Origin of the sequence: Denitrificimonas halotolerans (genome assembly GCF_034259425.1) — a bacterium.
In the GTDB taxonomy this organism is placed as follows: Bacteria; Pseudomonadota; Gammaproteobacteria; order Pseudomonadales; family Pseudomonadaceae; genus Denitrificimonas; species Denitrificimonas halotolerans.
Window position 1 is genome coordinate 15,127 of sequence record NZ_JAXIVU010000025.1, and the last position, 15,713, is coordinate 30,839.

Consider the following 15,713-nt stretch of genomic DNA (forward strand, 5'->3'; position numbering starts at 1 on the left):
GCTGCTGTATTGGCACAGCAGCGGTAAAGGAATGTAAATAGTTGATCGTCTTTACTTGTTATCCCACTCAGGTAATTTGAATACCCAGAAAGCCCCCCCTTGAGCAACGGGCTTGGTCAGCTCGGCCATGTCGCCACCCCACAGTGGTACAGCACCACCGTATCCAGAGGTAACACCAATGTACTGTTCACCGTCCATTTCCCAAGTCACTGGTGGAGAGATAACACCGCTACCAGTCTGGAATTTCCACAGTTCTTTACCTGTCTTGGCATCAAAAGCTTTGAGAAAACCATCGCTTGTGCCGGTAAAGACAAGGTTACCTTTAGTGGCTAACACACCTGCCCACAATGGTAATTTTTCCTTATGTTCCCAGGCTACTTTGCCTGTTGTAGGGTCCATCGCGCGTAAGATACCAACATGATCATCAAATAAGCGCTTAATACGGAAGCCTTGGCCTAAGTATGCAGAACCTTTTTTGTAGCTTACTTTTTCTGTCCAGTAGTCTTCTTTCCAATGGTTGGCTGGAACATAGAATAAGCCTGTGTCTTGACTGTAAGCCATAGGGTTCCAGTTTTTACCGCCTAAGAAAGGTGGTGAGACTTCAACAGGTTTACCTCGGGTTTCACCTGCTTCTGGTTTTGGTGGACGCTGTCCTTCAACCTCAACAGGGCGGCCTGTTTTCAAGTCAATGTGTGTGGCCCAAGTGATACCATCAACAAAGGGGAAGGCGTTTTTTAACTTGCCGTTTTTACGATCAACCACATAGAAGAATCCATTACGGTCTGCGTGGGCAGTGGCTTTAGTGGTTTTTCCGTCTTGATCTTTGTAGTCAAAGAGTACGAGTTCGTTGTTGCCCGAAAAGTCCCAAGCATCGTTAGGTGTGTGTTGATAGAACCACTTCACTTCACCAGTGGTGGCGTCAACACCGACCTGACCTGAGGTATAGAGACTGTCATAGTCACGAGGATCACCATCATCAGATGTGCGCTCCCAACCATTCCATGGTGCTGGGTTACCGGCGCCAACAATAATGGTGTTTGTTTCTGGGTCAAAGCTAGCGCTTTGCCATGGTGCACCACCGCCTTGGCTCCAAGCTTCTTTTTTACCCGTTGGATGGTTTGGGTCATCAGGCCAAGAAGGGGCTTTAATGTCGCCAGTCGGGGTGCTGTCTTTACCATTGAGGCGGCCCATATGACCTTCAACAAATGGGCGCATCCAGATCTCTTCTCCGGTTTCTGTATCGCGAGCAAAAAGCTTTCCTACCACGCCGAATTCGTCACCGGAGCTGCCGTGTACTAAAAGTACTTTGCCGGACTTTGCATCTTTGGCGATGGTGGGAGCCCCAGTCATTGTGTATCCAGCTGCATGGTCACCAAATTTTTTATTCCAAACGACTTTACCTGTATCTTTATTGAGGGCCACCACGCGAGCGTCGAGGGTGCCGAAGAAAACCTTATCGCCATAAATGGCTACACCACGGTTCACGACATCACAACATGGACGAATGTCGTCAGGTAGGCGGTGGCTGTAACTCCATAAACGCTCACCGGTTTTAGCATCCAGCGCCCACACACGGGAATAAGAACCGGTCACGTAAATGACGCCATCATGAACTACAGCTTGAGATTCTTGACCGCGCTGTTTTTCATCACCAAAAGAATAAGTCCATGCTGGAGTTAATTTAAACACGTTGTCCGAGTTGATGGTGGTTAAGGGGCTGTAGCGCTGAGCGTTGGTTCCCATACCGTATTGCAATACGTTGCTGGTGTTAAGGTGGTCTTGTGCAATGTCCTCCCAAGTCACAGGCTTGGCAAAGCTGAAATTGGCACCAATTAAAGCGGCACCGAGAATTAAACCCTTGACGGCTAGGACTAAGGGTTTGGCAGGGCTGGGTGATTGTTTTGTTATCATTGCTTTACTTCCCATTGGTTGCATGTTGTGAGTCTTGCTGCAGTTGACTGAGCATTGACGGCATCCATGTTGGAAAAGTATGAGGGTAAAGAATACGGAATAATTCCCGTTGATGGTGGGATAAATTCCCAATCCATAGCTCATTTGGCAGTGCTTCTAAAACCAGTATTTTATAGGTCTTTAAATGTACTACTAAGGATGTGTTGCTCGACAACTAAAGCAGTGTTCTCCTCAGTGCGCAGCATTTTTACTATGCAGGCAGTGTTCAAAATTTATAACGAACATCCTTGCGTACAACTTAAATGGTGAAAATGATGAATAAGAAAAATGCACTATTCGGCGCTTTAATTGCAACGGCTTTAGGATTCTCAGTAACAGTATATGCGCACGGTGATATGGTGCCGCAAAGCGTTGATACTTCAGGTTTGCCGCCGTTAGGTGATGACTGGTTGGACAGCAATCCGTACCGTGCACCAAGTGAGTTGAATGCTAAGGCCATTGAGATTGGTGATTCAGCGTATAACCAAAATTGTGCTCGTTGTCATGGTTTAGAAGCGATGTCGGGTGGTATTGCTCCAGATTTGCGTTTACTACAGCCTAACGAAAGTGATGATGAGTGGTACAAAGAGCGTGTGATTAATGGTGCCGTGCGTAATGGAGCGGTTTATATGCCGAAAATGGCGGAACATATTAGCCAAGAAGCGCTGTGGGCCATTCGTACCTACATTGAGAGTCGTGCTGAATTACAATAAGGCTTAGGGGCTGCTGAAATTGGTTGGCGACTATGCTGTTCACAAACTTTACAGCCTTGTTAAATGTGGAAACACTGCATTTAAGTAAGGCTGTATAAATTAAAATTCCTAGCTCACGGGTAAGTACAAGGCACTTATCTATTAGTCGCTAGGCTTACGGCGTGGCTAGTTTCTTAACGACTGCCAAGTTGTTAGGTTAGGAGGATTTATGTGTCAGCGATTCATTTGCGTTGTGCTCTTGTCCTTATTAAGTGGTGGAGTGTTGGCTGTGGAAGGTAAGCTGCAGCCGTCAGTCATGTGGGATTACTTTCATCAGCGTTTATTAAATAATGCTGATTTTGTTTTTGATGAGCGTGTGCAAGTGCATGTGCCGCCTTTTGCGGAAGATGCCCGCCAGGTGCCTGTTGAGGTGGATGCACGATCTTTATCCGGCCAGGTCAGTAAAATGATGCTTTGGGCAGAGCTCAACCCTATTCCGCAAGTCTTAAACTTGTATCCAAGTGATCAATTAGAAAAGTTTTTAGCTGTACGTATTCGCGTTGAGCAGGCTACGCCCATTTACGCTGCCTTATTAATGGATGATGGAGTGTGGCATGTTGGTTCGGCGTTTATTGAAGCGACAGGAGGTGGTTGCAGTGCGCCCAGCGTGGTGCGCGCGGAAGAGGGTTGGGAGAGTCGCTTGGGCCAGGTGTTCGGTTCGCGTTTTATGGCTGGAGATCATAGCCGCTTACGCTTAAGAGTTTCACACCCTATGGATAATGGATTAGTGGGGGCTATACCGGAGTTTTATGTGAATCACGCTCAGCTAAATGATGGCAATGGCGAGGTATTGGCTCGGTTGGATTTGTTTTCGGCTGTCAGTGAAAATCCAACGATCACCTTGCATGTTAAAGGTAAACCGCAAACCCACTGGTGGTTGCGTGATAACAATGGTAATGAGTTCACTGCATATATGCCTTGATAGTTAGTGTGATTGAAGCCGCTGCACTGCTGCATATTAAGTAGCAGGCTGCGTGAGTGTTTGAATTGAGAGGTGCGCGATGCGTTGGATGCTGCTTATATGTGCGGGTGTATTGTTCAGCTTAAACCTATGGGCGTACGAGTTAAAACCTGAAAAAATAGCTGAAAATACATATTTGGTTGAAGGTTTGACCGATAATTTCAGTGTGGAAAATGGTGGAAATGTGGTTAATGCCGCTTTTGTAGTCACTGAGGCAGGAGTCGTGGTCATTGATACAGGGCCTTCATTTTCTTATGGGCGTGCCTTGCGTTCTGCTATCGCTGAAGTGACTGAGCAGCCAGTGGTTCAAGTATTTCTCACGCATCATCACCCTGATCATGCTCTTGGTAATCAAGCTTTTGCTGATGTACCTATCGCTGCTTTAGCAGGCACACAAAAATTACTGCAAGAACAGGGCGATCACATGGCAGAAAACATGTATCGAGAAGTGGGGGACTGGATGCGCGGCACCGAAGTGCAATTTGCAACGCATATTGTGGGAGCAGAAGTAATTAACATTGGCGGCCACCCTTTTCAACTGTTTGTTTTTACCGGTCATACAGGGGCTGATTTAGTGCTTTTAGATCAGCGCACAGGAGTGCTTTTTGCGGGCGATATGTTGTTTTATCAGCGTGCTTTAGCAACCCCAAACAGTCCTAGTTTAAAAACATGGTTGACTGATTTGGAGCGTTTGCAGGCTTTGCCTTGGAGGGTAATTGTGCCTGGGCATGGGCCTTTAGCAAAGGATGAGCAACCTTTTGTGCAGATGCATGACTATTTGACTTGGTTGGATCGCTCTTTAAGTGATGCTGCACGGCAAGGGCTGGATATGAATCAGGTATTACGCTTGCCCATTCCTGAGCAGTTTGCCTCAGTGAATTTGACACGCTATGAGTTGATTCGCACCGTCAGTCATTTATACCCGAAATATGAGCAGCAGCAATGGCAGCGAATTGATCAGTGAGTAGGCTTGGATGTTGTGCAAAAGAGCTCCGTTTAGTCACGGAGCTTTTTTATTGGGGGCGTACAAACAGACATACTGGGGGCTTGTTTGCTGCTTATCCTATTGTCGAGTTGCTGTAATAGGCGCCCCTTGACGCTTCTAGCGTAATAACTAGGGCTTCACAGTGCGTTTTTCATGTGTGCAGGCTTTGCCGGCTCGGGGTGTGCTTGTTTGATCCTGAGACTTGATACGTCCTTTAATCTGTCAACTAGGCGTGATACAGACACTTTGAGCGGGAAGCTAATGAGAAGGTATACATGGTCGCTTCACCGTTAAACTTGACCAACTTGGTCGACCGTGGCGGTGCAATCTATGCGGGCAATGCGAGTCGCTCAAAGCTTGTTAAAACTAAGATGGCTAATTCAGTATTGGATGCGGGGGATGCGGGGGATGCGGGATGGGGTCAGTTAGTTAAAAGCAATACTGGGCTATAAGTTCGCTCACGTAGGCATTGTGTTAAGGAAATTAACGATGCATATAGCACTCAACCTGTTTAATCAGCGGCAGTTTGTCCGATTCGAGGCCGAAAGGTATCGCAGGGCTTGAAGTAAGAAAATGGACGTTAGGCAGGGCGCTCACGATCTTGATATCAACGAGGCACGAAATATCCTCGCGGTCGGGTATGGCCGTCTAGCAGCCCGTCCTTTGGGTTGAGGAGGGTGTTAACGTAGGTTGGCTTGTTGCTTTACGGAGGGGGAGCTAGTTCTAAATGATTAGATTTTTCCTGCGTTGGGTGCATTTGGCTGGAGTGGGAGAGTCGATATTATCGAACCATCACCTGCCCGCGGTTGGCGCAGGCATTAAATAAACGAGGAAACTCTTATGATTTATGCACAACCAGGTACCCAAGGGTCTTTATTTACAGTTAAACCACGTTATGGCAATTACATTGGCGGTGAATTTATCCCGCCAGTGAGCGGTGAGTACTTTACGAACACAACGCCAGTGACGGGCAGCGTTGCTGGCGAGTTTCCTCGCTCAACAGCAGACGATATCAACTTAGCGCTAGATGCCGCGCATGCAGCTGCACCGGCTTGGGGGAAAACCTCTGTACAAGATCGTGCTCGCACCTTATTGCGTATTGCTGACCGTATTGAAGATAACCTTGAGTTATTGGCCGTGGCTGAAACTTGGGATAATGGTAAGCCTGTCCGTGAAACTTTGAATGCTGATATTCCACTGGCTGCGGATCATTTTCGTTACTTTGCAGGATGCTTGCGGGCTCAAGAAGGCTCAGCAGCAGAAATTAATGAGCATACTGCAGCCTATCACTTTCATGAGCCGTTAGGGGTGGTAGGGCAAATTATTCCTTGGAATTTCCCGTTGCTTATGGCCGCGTGGAAGTTGGCGCCTGCGCTAGCAGCGGGAAATAGTATTGTCTTGAAACCAGCTGAGCAAACTCCACTCTCCATTACTGTTTTAATGGAGCTGATCGGTGACTTGCTACCACCAGGCGTGTTGAACGTGGTCCAAGGTTTTGGGCGTGAAGCTGGTGAGGCTTTAGCCACTAGTACTCGTATTGCCAAAATTGCTTTTACTGGCTCAACTCCAGTGGGCTCACACATTATGAAGTGTGCTGCGCAAAACATTATTCCAAGCACTGTAGAGTTGGGTGGTAAGTCACCGAACATCTTCTTTGAAGATATTATGCAGGCTGAGCCTGAGTTTATTGAAAAAGCGGCAGAAGGCCTAGTATTGGCATTCTTTAACCAAGGTGAAATCTGTACCTGTCCATCACGTGCTTTGATTCAAGAATCTATTTATGAGCCGTTTATGGCGCAAGTCATGAAGAAAATTAAAAGCATTCGTCGTGGTAATCCACTGGATACTGAAACTATGGTGGGGGCGCAAGCCTCTGAGCAGCAGTTTGAAAAAATCATGTCCTATATGGATGTTGCTGAGCAAGAAGGTGCTGAACTGTTGACCGGTGGTCAAGTTGAGCAGCTGGAAGGAGACTTAGCTAGTGGCTATTACATTCAACCAACGCTTTTGAAAGGACATAACAAAATGCGTATTTTCCAAGAGGAAATTTTTGGTCCTGTTGTGGCTGTGACAACATTTAAAGATGAAGCAGAAGCCTTAGCTATTGCGAATGATACTGAGTTTGGTCTAGGCGCTGGAGTTTGGACGCGAGATATTAATCGTGCCTATCGTATGGGGCGAGGTATTCAGGCTGGACGGGTATGGACAAACTGTTACCACTTGTACCCAGCGCATGCGGCCTTTGGTGGTTATAAAAAGTCAGGCGTGGGGCGTGAGACGCATAAAATGATGTTGGATCATTACCAGCAAACGAAGAACCTTTTAGTGAGCTATGACATCCAGCCATTAGGCTTTTTCTAGTCCGTACTGTGGATGCCGCTTGTTTATGCAAGCGGTACCCTAGGTTTCCTTGTAGTTATGTGTGTGACTGAGCATGGATGCTATTTATCGACCATCAGAGTAGATTTTGTTTGTTGGTTCTCCCCTTTTGTGATCTGCTCTATTTAGTCGAAACGCAGCCCTTTGGCTGCGTTTTTTTTGTTTGAAAAAAGTTTTCCGGTTGTTAGTGCGTGGGTGGAGAAAGCAGTGGGACTAATGGTTGCTAAAACCAGTTCCAAAGTACTGTTTTGTCATATGCCGAACAAAGCTATTAATAGAGTTACCGGAATTCACCGGCCTTTAATAAGAGAGGAATCTGCTATGTGGACTAAACCTGCCTTTAATGATCTACGTATCGGCTTTGAAGTGACGATGTACATTTCTAATCGTTGAAACTCTAACGTTATTTGATTCGTGTAATGATCAAGCCCCAGCCGTGCTGGGGCAACTAAGGAGTAGAACGATGTATATTCAAATCTTAGGTTCAGCAGCAGGGGGTGGTTTTCCACAATGGAATTGTAACTGTCATAACTGCCGTGGGATACGTAAAGGGACTGTGCGAGCAACGGCGCGAACACAATCATCGATTGCGCTGAGTGATGATGGGGTGAATTGGATTCTATGTAATGCGTCGCCAGATATTCGTAGTCAGTTAGAGGCTTTTCCAGCTTTGCAACCGGCGCGTGAAGCACGGGATACAGCAATTTCAGGCATCATTTTACTCGATAGTCAAATCGATCATGTCACTGGTTTATTAACTTTGCGCGAAGGTTGCCCCCATGATGTTTGGTGCACGAATATGGTACACCAAGATCTGATTTCAGGTTTCCCAGTTTTTAATATGTTGGCGCATTGGAATGGTGGATTGAATCATCATTTAATTGAGCTAGATGGACAGCCCTTTAGTGTTCCTGCTTGTCCAAGCTTAAGTATGACTGCTGTGCCTTTACGTAGTAATGCCCCACCATACTCCCCACGTCGTGATGACCCGCATCCGGGTAATAATATTGGTTTGCTGATTGAAGACACGCGTAACGGTAAAAAATTGTTCTATGCACCAGGGCTGGGGTTAATGGATACGGAACTAGAAAAAGCGATGCGTAGTGCTGATTGTTTGTTGGTTGATGGCACTGTATGGCGAGACGATGAAATGCAAGTGTGCGGTGTAGGTAGCAAGCTCGGCAGTGAGATGGGACATCTTGCCCAAACTGGTTCTGGCGGTATGTTGGAGGTATTAGCGCAATACCCCGATGCTCGCCGTGTTTTAATCCATATTAATAATACCAATCCGATCCTGAATGAGGACTCTGCTGAGCGCGCGCAGGTTGAAGCCGCCGGCGTGGAAGTAGCTTATGACGGCATGAGTATAGAGCTTTAGGAGTCTGTTATGAGTCAAACAGCAATGACCCCAGAGCAGTTTGAGCAGGCGTTACGTGCTAAGGGGGAGTATTATCATATTCATCACCCCTATCATGTTGCTATGCACACTGGACAAGCAACCCGTGAGCAAATTCAAGGGTGGGTAGCGAATCGCTTTTATTACCAAATTAGCATTCCAGTCAAAGATGCCGCCATTATGGCGAACTGTCCTGACCGTAAGATTCGACGGGAGTGGGTTCAGCGTGTTTTAGATCACGATGGGGCACCGGGCGAAGATGGGGGTATTGAAGCTTGGTTGCGTTTGGCTGAGTCGGTGGGTTTAGCGCGTGAGCAAGTGTTATCTGGTGAGTTAGTATTGCCTGGCGTACGATTTGCTGTTGATGCCTATGTTAATTTTGCCCGTCGTGCGAGTTGGCAGGAGGCAGCTAGCAGCTCTTTAACTGAACTTTTTGCACCTCATATTCATCAGTCACGTTTGGATGCTTGGCCTCAGCATTATCCATGGATTGATGAGCGCGGTTATGAATACTTTAGAAAACGTCTCAGTGAAGCGCGCCGCGATGTTGAGCACGGCTTACAGATCACTTTACAGCATTACACCACTTGGGCTGCGCAGCAGCGCATGCTAGAGATTTTGCAATTTAAACTGGATGTGCTTTGGAGCATATTGGATGCTATGAGTATGGCGTATGAATTGAAACGGCCACCCTATCATAGCGTGACTGATCAGCGAGTTTGGCATAAGGGGTTAGGTTTATGAGTGTGATTGATCTTGAAGACTGCCCACGTTTACGCCGCGGTTACCGCTTCCAATGGGAGCCAGCGCAGGGCTGTCATGTACTGTTATATCCTGAGGGTATGGTTCAGCTGAATGACAGTGCAGCACATATTTTAAAGTTGGTGGACGGCAACCACAGTATTGGACAAATTATTGCGCAATTGCAGGTGCAGTTTCCGAGTGCAGCAGACTTAAGTGATGATGTTTTAATCTTTATGGAGACCGCTTATGCACGCTTCTGGCTTGAATCCTGTTAGCAGAGATCAGCCCAGCCCGCCCTTATGGTTGTTGGCAGAGCTGACTTACCGCTGTCCTCTACAGTGTCCATATTGTTCAAATCCAGTGGATTTTGCTCGCAGTAGTGAGGAGTTGAGCACTGCTCAGTGGATTGATGTATTTAAGCAGGCCCGTGCTTTGGGTGCAGCACAGTTAGGGTTTTCGGGTGGGGAGCCTTTAGTGCGACAGGATTTGACCGAATTGGTCCAAGCTGCTTGTGACTTAGGTTTTTATACGAACCTCATTACCTCCGGTGTTGGGTTGACTAAAATGCGTGTTGCTGAGCTCAGTGAGGCGGGACTGGATCACATTCAAATCAGTTTTCAAGCCGCTGATGAAACGGTTAACAACATGTTGGCTGGCTCTAGAAAAGCATTTGCGCAAAAGCTTGCCATGGCGCGAGCAGTGAAAGCACATGGGTATCCCATGGTGCTGAATTTTGTAACCCATCGGCATAATATTGATCAAATTGATCATATTATTGAGTTGTGTATTGAATTGGATGCAGACTTTGTTGAGTTGGCAACCTGTCAGTTTTATGGTTGGGCAAAACTGAATCGTGCTGCTTTGTTGCCTACTCGTGAACAGCTCACCCGTGCAGAAGCTGTGACTCAACATTGGCGGCAAAAACTCGCTGCACAAAATCACCCATGTAAATTGATCTTTGTCACCCCAGATTATTATGAGGAGCGTCCTAAGGCTTGCATGAATGGTTGGGGCAGTTTGTTTTTAGACATCACGCCTGATGGAACGGCTTTGCCTTGTCATAGTGCGCGCCAATTACCCATTGATTTTCCTAATGTTAAAACCCACAGCCTACAGTATATTTGGCAGGAGTCTTTTGGTTTTAATAAATATCGTGGCTTTGCTTGGATGCCTGAACCTTGCCGTTCTTGTGCTGAAAAAGAGCAAGATTTTGGGGGCTGTCGTTGTCAGGCCTATATGCTCACCGGCAATGCTGATAATGCTGACCCTGTGTGCAGTAAATCTAAGCATCATGAGGTTATTTTGGCTGCGCGTGAAACAGCGCAACAGGCGCCACTAGGTTTGGATAATATGGTTTTTCGTAATGAGAAAATGTCCAATATTATTATAAAGGGGTGATGCTGTATGCCGTGTAAGGAGACCGTTGCTGCTGGTTTTTGGCCCAGCGCTTGGAGTGCGGAGCAGGCCGCAGTGGCAAGTTGTGAAATCAACGAGCTTAAGGTCGCCGAACAAGGGGTGTTCTGGACGGTTTTTGATCCGCAAACGGCTTTGACGCGCGTGTTTCGCTACCAGCCTGAGCTGCAGTTTAGCGCGTGTTTTACCCCAGAAGGTTTTTCTGTACGCAGCCGCGTGTATGAATATGGTGGTGGAGCATTTTGCTTAACCGAGCAAGGCGTGGTGTTTACTAATGAAGTCGATCAGCAGTTGTATTTGCAGACTTGGCAAGGGACTCCGCAGGCCTTAACAGCGCGAGACCTTTGTCGCTATGCTGATATGCAATACGATCCTCTGACTCATACAGTATTAGCTGTGGAAGAAGAGCATTGCGAACAAGGCGTGTTGCATCGTTTGGTCAGAGTATCATTAGCTTTAACACCGATGCAGGAGTTGGCAGAGCCACAGGTGGTGGCGCAAGGTAGTGACTTTTATGCAGCGCCACGTTTGAGTCCTGACGGACAGCGCTTGCTATGGATTGAATGGCAGCGCCCAGATCAACCTTGGACGCAAACTCAACTGTTTTGTGCTCAACGTCAAGAGGATGGCGGTTGGGGAGCTTTTGAGTGTGTAGCAGGGGCGCAAGGCAATGCAGCTATACAGCAGCCGTTATTTGACCAAGAGCAGCGCATTGTTGCGTTAAACGATGAGGCTGGTTATTGGCAGCCATGGCGTGAACAAGTCAGTACTGGTTTGGTCCGGTTGAAAGGTATTGAGGCTGATTACGCAGGAGCTCCGTGGCAGTTAGGTGGTTGTAATTATGTGCCGCTCGAGGGGGATCTGTATTTAATCAGTTGGTTTTCTGATGGTGTTGGCAGAATGGCTTTGTACTGTTTTGCACGGCAGAAAATCTTACATGAATTAGCCACTGAGTTCACTCGCTCACGACATTTAGCTGTTGATGCTGATTGCTTTTATTGTATTGCGGGCCATTCTAGTCAAGGCAGTGCAGTACTTGCTATTGATCGCCGCACCTTACAGCAGCGTGTATTGACTCAAATACCTTTGGGTTTACCTAAAGAACATGTTTCCATACCGCAAGGTGTGTATTTTTACACTGCTAAACAGGCGAAGGTGCATAGTTTCTTTTATCCAGCGCATAACATCGCACAGAGCTTGGCAGAGCAAGAGCGACCACCTCTTGTGGTGTTTTTACATGGTGGACCAACTTCGGCATGTTATCCCGTTTTTGATTCGCGTATTCAGTATTGGACGCAACGTGGTTTTGCTGTTGCGGATTTAAATTACCGTGGTAGTACAGGTTTTGGGCGTCAATATCGGCAGTGTTTGCAGCAGCAATGGGGCGTATTAGAGATTGAAGACATTTGTGCACTAGTGCAGCACTTGATTGTCACTGAGCGTGTGCATCCTCAGCACATTTTTATCCGTGGGGCTAGTGCAGGTGGGTACAGTGCACTTTTAGCTGTTGCTAACACTGATTATTTTGCTGGTGCAGCAAGCTTATACGGTGTGAGCGATCCTGCGGCATTAAATAAGGTAACGCATAAGTTTGAGGGCGACTATTTAGATTGGTTGTTGGGTGCTGCACAGGTGTGTTCTTCACGTATCCCGGTACGTTTGGCGCAGCATATACAAACTCCTGTTATTTTTTTTCAGGGAGGGCGAGATGTGGTTGTAGTACAGGAACAAACTGCAATGATGGTGCAGGTTTTAACCGATCAAAACGTCGATGTTGAGTACCACTTGTATCCTGAGGAAGGCCATGGTTTCCGAAAAGCACAACACTTGGCGGAGGTGTTGAAATTAGAGTTGGCATTTTATCAGCGCATTTTACTTTCACTTAAAGCTTCGACTGTCTGACAGCTGTTCAACGCCTGTGCTATACCCTTGGCTAATATTTACAGGATACTCATTGGAGTAAGCTGATCAACATGTAAACTGCATCACATAATAGATGCCAAGATCTGATGCTTAACAGAGCTGTGCAGGCTGAGGTTGCGTTGTGTGCCGGACGTGAGCAATAACGGCCTGGGTCAACCTTTCATAATAAGAAGAGTGAATATGAGCCGATCGATTACCGAGTTGCGCAAGTTTGTATCCCCTGAAATTGTCTTTGGAGTGGGTAGCCGTCATCGTGCAGGGCATTTTGTGAGCACCTTTGGTGCAACTAAGGTGCTGATTGTCTCAGACCTAGGCGTACAAGAAGCTGGCTGGGTTGCTGATATTGAAGTGAGCTTGCAAGAGCAAGGTATTGAATACCATGTGTTTACTGAAGTTTCACCGAATCCACGAGTGGAAGAGGTGATGCAGGGTGCACATACCTATCAGTTACATGGTTGCACAGCGATTGTCGCCATTGGTGGCGGTAGTCCTATGGATTGTGCTAAAGCTATTGGTATCGTTGTGGCGCATGGTCGCAGTATTTTAGATTTTGAAGGGGTGGATACGATTCGTTTGCCCAGTCCACCGCTAGTTTTGATACCGACCACAGCAGGTACTTCAGCAGATGTGTCACAGTTTGTAATTATTTCCAATCCGCAAGAGCGAATGAAGTTTTCGATTGTGAGTAAAGCTGTAGTGCCTGATGTAGCCTTAATTGACCCTGAAACCACAGTCACTATGGATTCATTTCTAGCTGCATGCACGGGCATTGACGCTTTAGTACATGCTATTGAAGCCTTTGTTTCTGTGGGTAGTGGTCCCTTAACAGACACACATGCTTTAGAGGCCATGCGTTTGATCAGTGGTAATCTTGTGGACATGATTAAGAATCCGCAAGATATAGCTTTGCGTGAGCAAATCATGCTAGGCAGTATGCAGGCGGGATTGGCTTTTTCGAATGCGATCTTAGGGGCGGTGCATGCGATGTCGCATAGCTTGGGTGGTTATTTGGATTTACCTCATGGTCAGTGTAATGCAGCTTTAATTGAGCATGTGGTAGCGTTCAATTATAACTCGGCGCCGGAGCGGTTTAAGGTGATTGCACAAACACTAGGTATTGATTGCCGAGGCCTCACCAGTGCGCAAGTGCAGGTGCGTCTAGTGAATCATTTAATTGATTTTAAATGCGCCGTGGGCTTTCATAGCAGCCTTGGAGAATACGGGGTAAGCAGCTCTGATATTCCATTTTTATCTCGTCATGCCATGACTGATCCTTGTATTTTAACCAACCCTAGAAGTTCCAATCAGCGTGACATGGAAGTGGTATATGCCGAAGCCCTCTGACAATACCTTAGCTGGCTTACTAGGGCTTAGTGAGCAATCATCACGTAAAAGTCATTATCGTGAGTTGTTACAGCAGTTGGAAGAGGTGGAGCGTGAGCGAAATCGCTATAAATGGCTTTTTGAACATGCCACTTATGGGATTTTTCAGGCGCAAGTCAATGGTGGTATACGCAGGGTTAACCCAGCACTGGCTAGTATGCTGGGGTATTCCAACGTTTCTGAGATGCTAATGAGTATAGGTGTAGATACTCAAAGCCTATTTGAGGGTGGTATCAGGGAGGTGCAAAATATTCGAGTGCAAGTGCTGCAACAACATATTATTCGGGGCTATGAAACCCGTTTACTGTGTAAAAATGGTAAGCCTCTCGATGTGTTAATTAATGTGTTGCTAAAGGACGATGAGCCAGGAGTTTTGGAAGGTTTTGTTGCAGATATTTCTGAGCGCAAAAAAAGTCAGCAGCGCTTAGAAAAATTAAATCAAGATTTAGAGCGTCGCGTGGTTGAACGTACTCGCGAACTGCAATTAAGCAATGAAGACTTGCAGCGAGAAATCATCCGTCGGGAGCAAGTGAAGCAGGCCCTGCGGGAAGCAAAAGAGGCCGCTGAAGCTGCGAATCGCAGTAAAGATAAATACTTGGCTGCTGCCAGCCATGATTTGTTGCAACCTTTAAATGCGGCGCGTTTATTAATTTCAACGTTAAGGGAACGAGCATTACCAGTACCGGAGCAACATTTGCTTGAGCGAGCTCATATGGCCTTGGAAGGTGCTGAGGATTTATTAGCAGATTTGCTGGATATTGCTCGTTTAGACCAAGCGGCAGTGACACCTTCTTTATCTATTTGTTCTATTTATGAAATGTTTAGTGCGCTTGCTTCAGAGTTTGAGCAGATTGCAGTGGCGGAAGGGTTGCGCTTGAGTTTTTTTCCTACAGGGCTTTACGCTTATACGGATTGCCATTTGTTGACGCGTATCGTGCGTAATTTGTTAAGTAATGCGTGTCGTTATACGGAGGCGGGGCGCATTTTTTTAGGTGCACGTCGGCGTGGAGCTAAAGTGCGTATTGAAGTCTGGGACACAGGGCCGGGTATCGCTGTCGAACAGCAAAAAGCAATTTTCCAAGAGTTTAACCAAGTTGAGAGGAATCACAACAGTGGGCGCAAGGGGGTGGGTTTAGGCTTAGCTATTGTGGAACGGATTGCTACTGTTTTGAACGCGCGTGTTGAGTTGCGTTCAACCGTGGGGTGCGGCTCTTGCTTCAGTATCGAAGTCCCTTTAAGTCAGCAGCTGAGTAATCAGGATCCACTGCTAGCTAAGAGCCCTGTGGCGGTGGCGCAAAGCTTTCATGGGCAGCGAGTGTTAGTGATCGACAATGAGCCAGATATTTTACACAGTATGGCAGCTCTATTGCTTCAGTGGGGTTGTGAGGTGTTAGTTGCTATGGATTGCAGTGCGGCAATGGATGTATTAGCAGGACAATCACCGGATTTAATCATTGTTGATTTACACTTGGATCATGGAGTTACTGGGCTGGCAGTTGCGGCGCAGCTGCGGGCACGTTTCATGGTGGAAATACCTACAATACTTATCACTGCAGATTATACGGATGAAGAGCAAGCTTTGCGCAAACAGCTTGGCATTCCTTTACTCACTAAACCAGTACGGCCAGGTAAGTTGCGGGCAATAATGGCACATCAGCTGAAACCTGAGCGTGCTCAGTAGCGCTTAATCAGCAGGCTGATGGAGTGAACCCCTAAAGTTGGACTAAACTTTCAACTGGAAGGGTTCACAATGAAAAGACCGAAACACACCAAAGCTTTTAAAATAAACGCGGTACGAAAATACCTTAAAGGGCATTTAAGTAGTGC

Annotated in this window: 15 protein-coding genes; 13 read left to right on the forward strand and 2 right to left on the reverse strand. The window is 46.8% G+C overall.

Annotation, left to right across the window (positions count from 1 at the left end; all coding sequences use genetic code 11):
* Positions 1-51 precede the first annotated feature (51 nt).
* Positions 52-1,911, reverse strand: a complete 1,860-nt coding sequence (exaA, locus tag TOI97_RS12220) for a quinoprotein ethanol dehydrogenase (RefSeq protein WP_321554414.1) — start codon at positions 1,909-1,911, stop codon at positions 52-54.
* A 314-nt stretch (positions 1,912-2,225) separates the two neighbouring features.
* On the opposite strand from exaA, the gene pedF reads away from it, so the two are divergent.
* The 3 genes from pedF (at position 2,226) to TOI97_RS12235 (ending at position 4,627) form a co-directional block, all read left to right on the forward strand.
* The gene (gene pedF, locus TOI97_RS12225; protein ID WP_321554415.1) at positions 2,226-2,663 is read left to right on the forward strand and encodes a cytochrome c-550 PedF; all 438 of its coding nucleotides are present in this window, start codon (positions 2,226-2,228) and stop codon (positions 2,661-2,663) included.
* A gap of 208 nt (positions 2,664-2,871) precedes the next feature.
* Positions 2,872-3,624: a quinoprotein dehydrogenase-associated SoxYZ-like carrier gene (locus tag TOI97_RS12230; protein ID WP_321554416.1), complete on the forward strand. Its 753-nt coding sequence runs from the start codon at positions 2,872-2,874 to the stop codon at positions 3,622-3,624.
* A 79-nt stretch (positions 3,625-3,703) separates the two neighbouring features.
* Positions 3,704-4,627 (forward strand): quinoprotein relay system zinc metallohydrolase 1, encoded by a 924-nt coding sequence (locus TOI97_RS12235; protein ID WP_321554417.1) that lies wholly within the window; start codon positions 3,704-3,706, stop codon positions 4,625-4,627.
* Between the two features lie 158 nt (positions 4,628-4,785).
* On the opposite strand, the gene TOI97_RS13370 is transcribed toward TOI97_RS12235, so the two are convergent.
* Positions 4,786-4,893 carry a hypothetical protein gene (locus TOI97_RS13370; protein WP_407651354.1) on the reverse strand — a complete coding sequence of 36 codons (108 nt, stop codon included), beginning with the start codon at positions 4,891-4,893 and terminating at the stop codon, positions 4,786-4,788.
* 30 nt (positions 4,894-4,923) lie between these two features.
* Between TOI97_RS13370 and TOI97_RS12245 the strand changes: the two genes are divergently transcribed.
* The 10 genes from TOI97_RS12245 to TOI97_RS12290 all read left to right on the forward strand — a co-directional run bounded on the left by TOI97_RS12245 (position 4,924) and on the right by TOI97_RS12290 (position 15,567).
* The gene (locus TOI97_RS12245; protein ID WP_407651355.1) at positions 4,924-5,100 is read left to right on the forward strand and encodes a hypothetical protein; all 177 of its coding nucleotides are present in this window, start codon (positions 4,924-4,926) and stop codon (positions 5,098-5,100) included.
* A 388-nt stretch (positions 5,101-5,488) separates the two neighbouring features.
* Positions 5,489-7,009, forward strand: coding sequence for an acetaldehyde dehydrogenase ExaC (exaC, locus tag TOI97_RS12250; RefSeq protein ID WP_321554419.1), 1,521 nt, complete (start codon positions 5,489-5,491; stop codon positions 7,007-7,009).
* 339 nt (positions 7,010-7,348) lie between these two features.
* Complete coding sequence (pqqA, locus tag TOI97_RS12255) at positions 7,349-7,420, forward strand: pyrroloquinoline quinone precursor peptide PqqA (protein ID WP_321554429.1); 72 nt, start codon at positions 7,349-7,351, stop codon at positions 7,418-7,420.
* Between the two features lie 70 nt (positions 7,421-7,490).
* Positions 7,491-8,405, forward strand: a complete 915-nt coding sequence (gene pqqB / locus TOI97_RS12260; protein ID WP_321554420.1) for a pyrroloquinoline quinone biosynthesis protein PqqB — start codon at positions 7,491-7,493, stop codon at positions 8,403-8,405.
* A gap of 9 nt (positions 8,406-8,414) precedes the next feature.
* Complete coding sequence (pqqC, locus tag TOI97_RS12265; protein WP_321554421.1) at positions 8,415-9,167, forward strand: pyrroloquinoline-quinone synthase PqqC; 753 nt, start codon at positions 8,415-8,417, stop codon at positions 9,165-9,167.
* A complete protein-coding gene (pqqD, locus tag TOI97_RS12270; RefSeq protein ID WP_321554422.1) occupies positions 9,164-9,442 on the forward strand; it encodes a pyrroloquinoline quinone biosynthesis peptide chaperone PqqD in 279 nt (92 codons plus the stop codon). The genes pqqC and pqqD overlap by 4 nt, the downstream gene beginning before the upstream one ends.
* Entirely contained in the window at positions 9,414-10,565 is a 1,152-nt protein-coding gene (gene pqqE, locus TOI97_RS12275; RefSeq protein WP_321554423.1) for a pyrroloquinoline quinone biosynthesis protein PqqE, read from the forward strand. Before pqqD ends, pqqE begins: the two co-directional genes overlap by 29 nt.
* Positions 10,566-10,571: 6 nt before the next feature.
* Positions 10,572-12,482 carry an alpha/beta hydrolase family protein gene (locus TOI97_RS12280; protein ID WP_321554424.1) on the forward strand — a complete coding sequence of 637 codons (1,911 nt, stop codon included), beginning with the start codon at positions 10,572-10,574 and terminating at the stop codon, positions 12,480-12,482.
* 201 nt (positions 12,483-12,683) lie between these two features.
* Entirely contained in the window at positions 12,684-13,847 is a 1,164-nt protein-coding gene (gene ercA, locus TOI97_RS12285) for an alcohol dehydrogenase-like regulatory protein ErcA (protein WP_321554425.1), read from the forward strand.
* Entirely contained in the window at positions 13,831-15,567 is a 1,737-nt protein-coding gene (locus tag TOI97_RS12290; protein ID WP_321554426.1) for a PAS domain-containing hybrid sensor histidine kinase/response regulator, read from the forward strand. The genes ercA and TOI97_RS12290 overlap by 17 nt, the downstream gene beginning before the upstream one ends.
* Positions 15,568-15,713 lie beyond the last annotated feature (146 nt).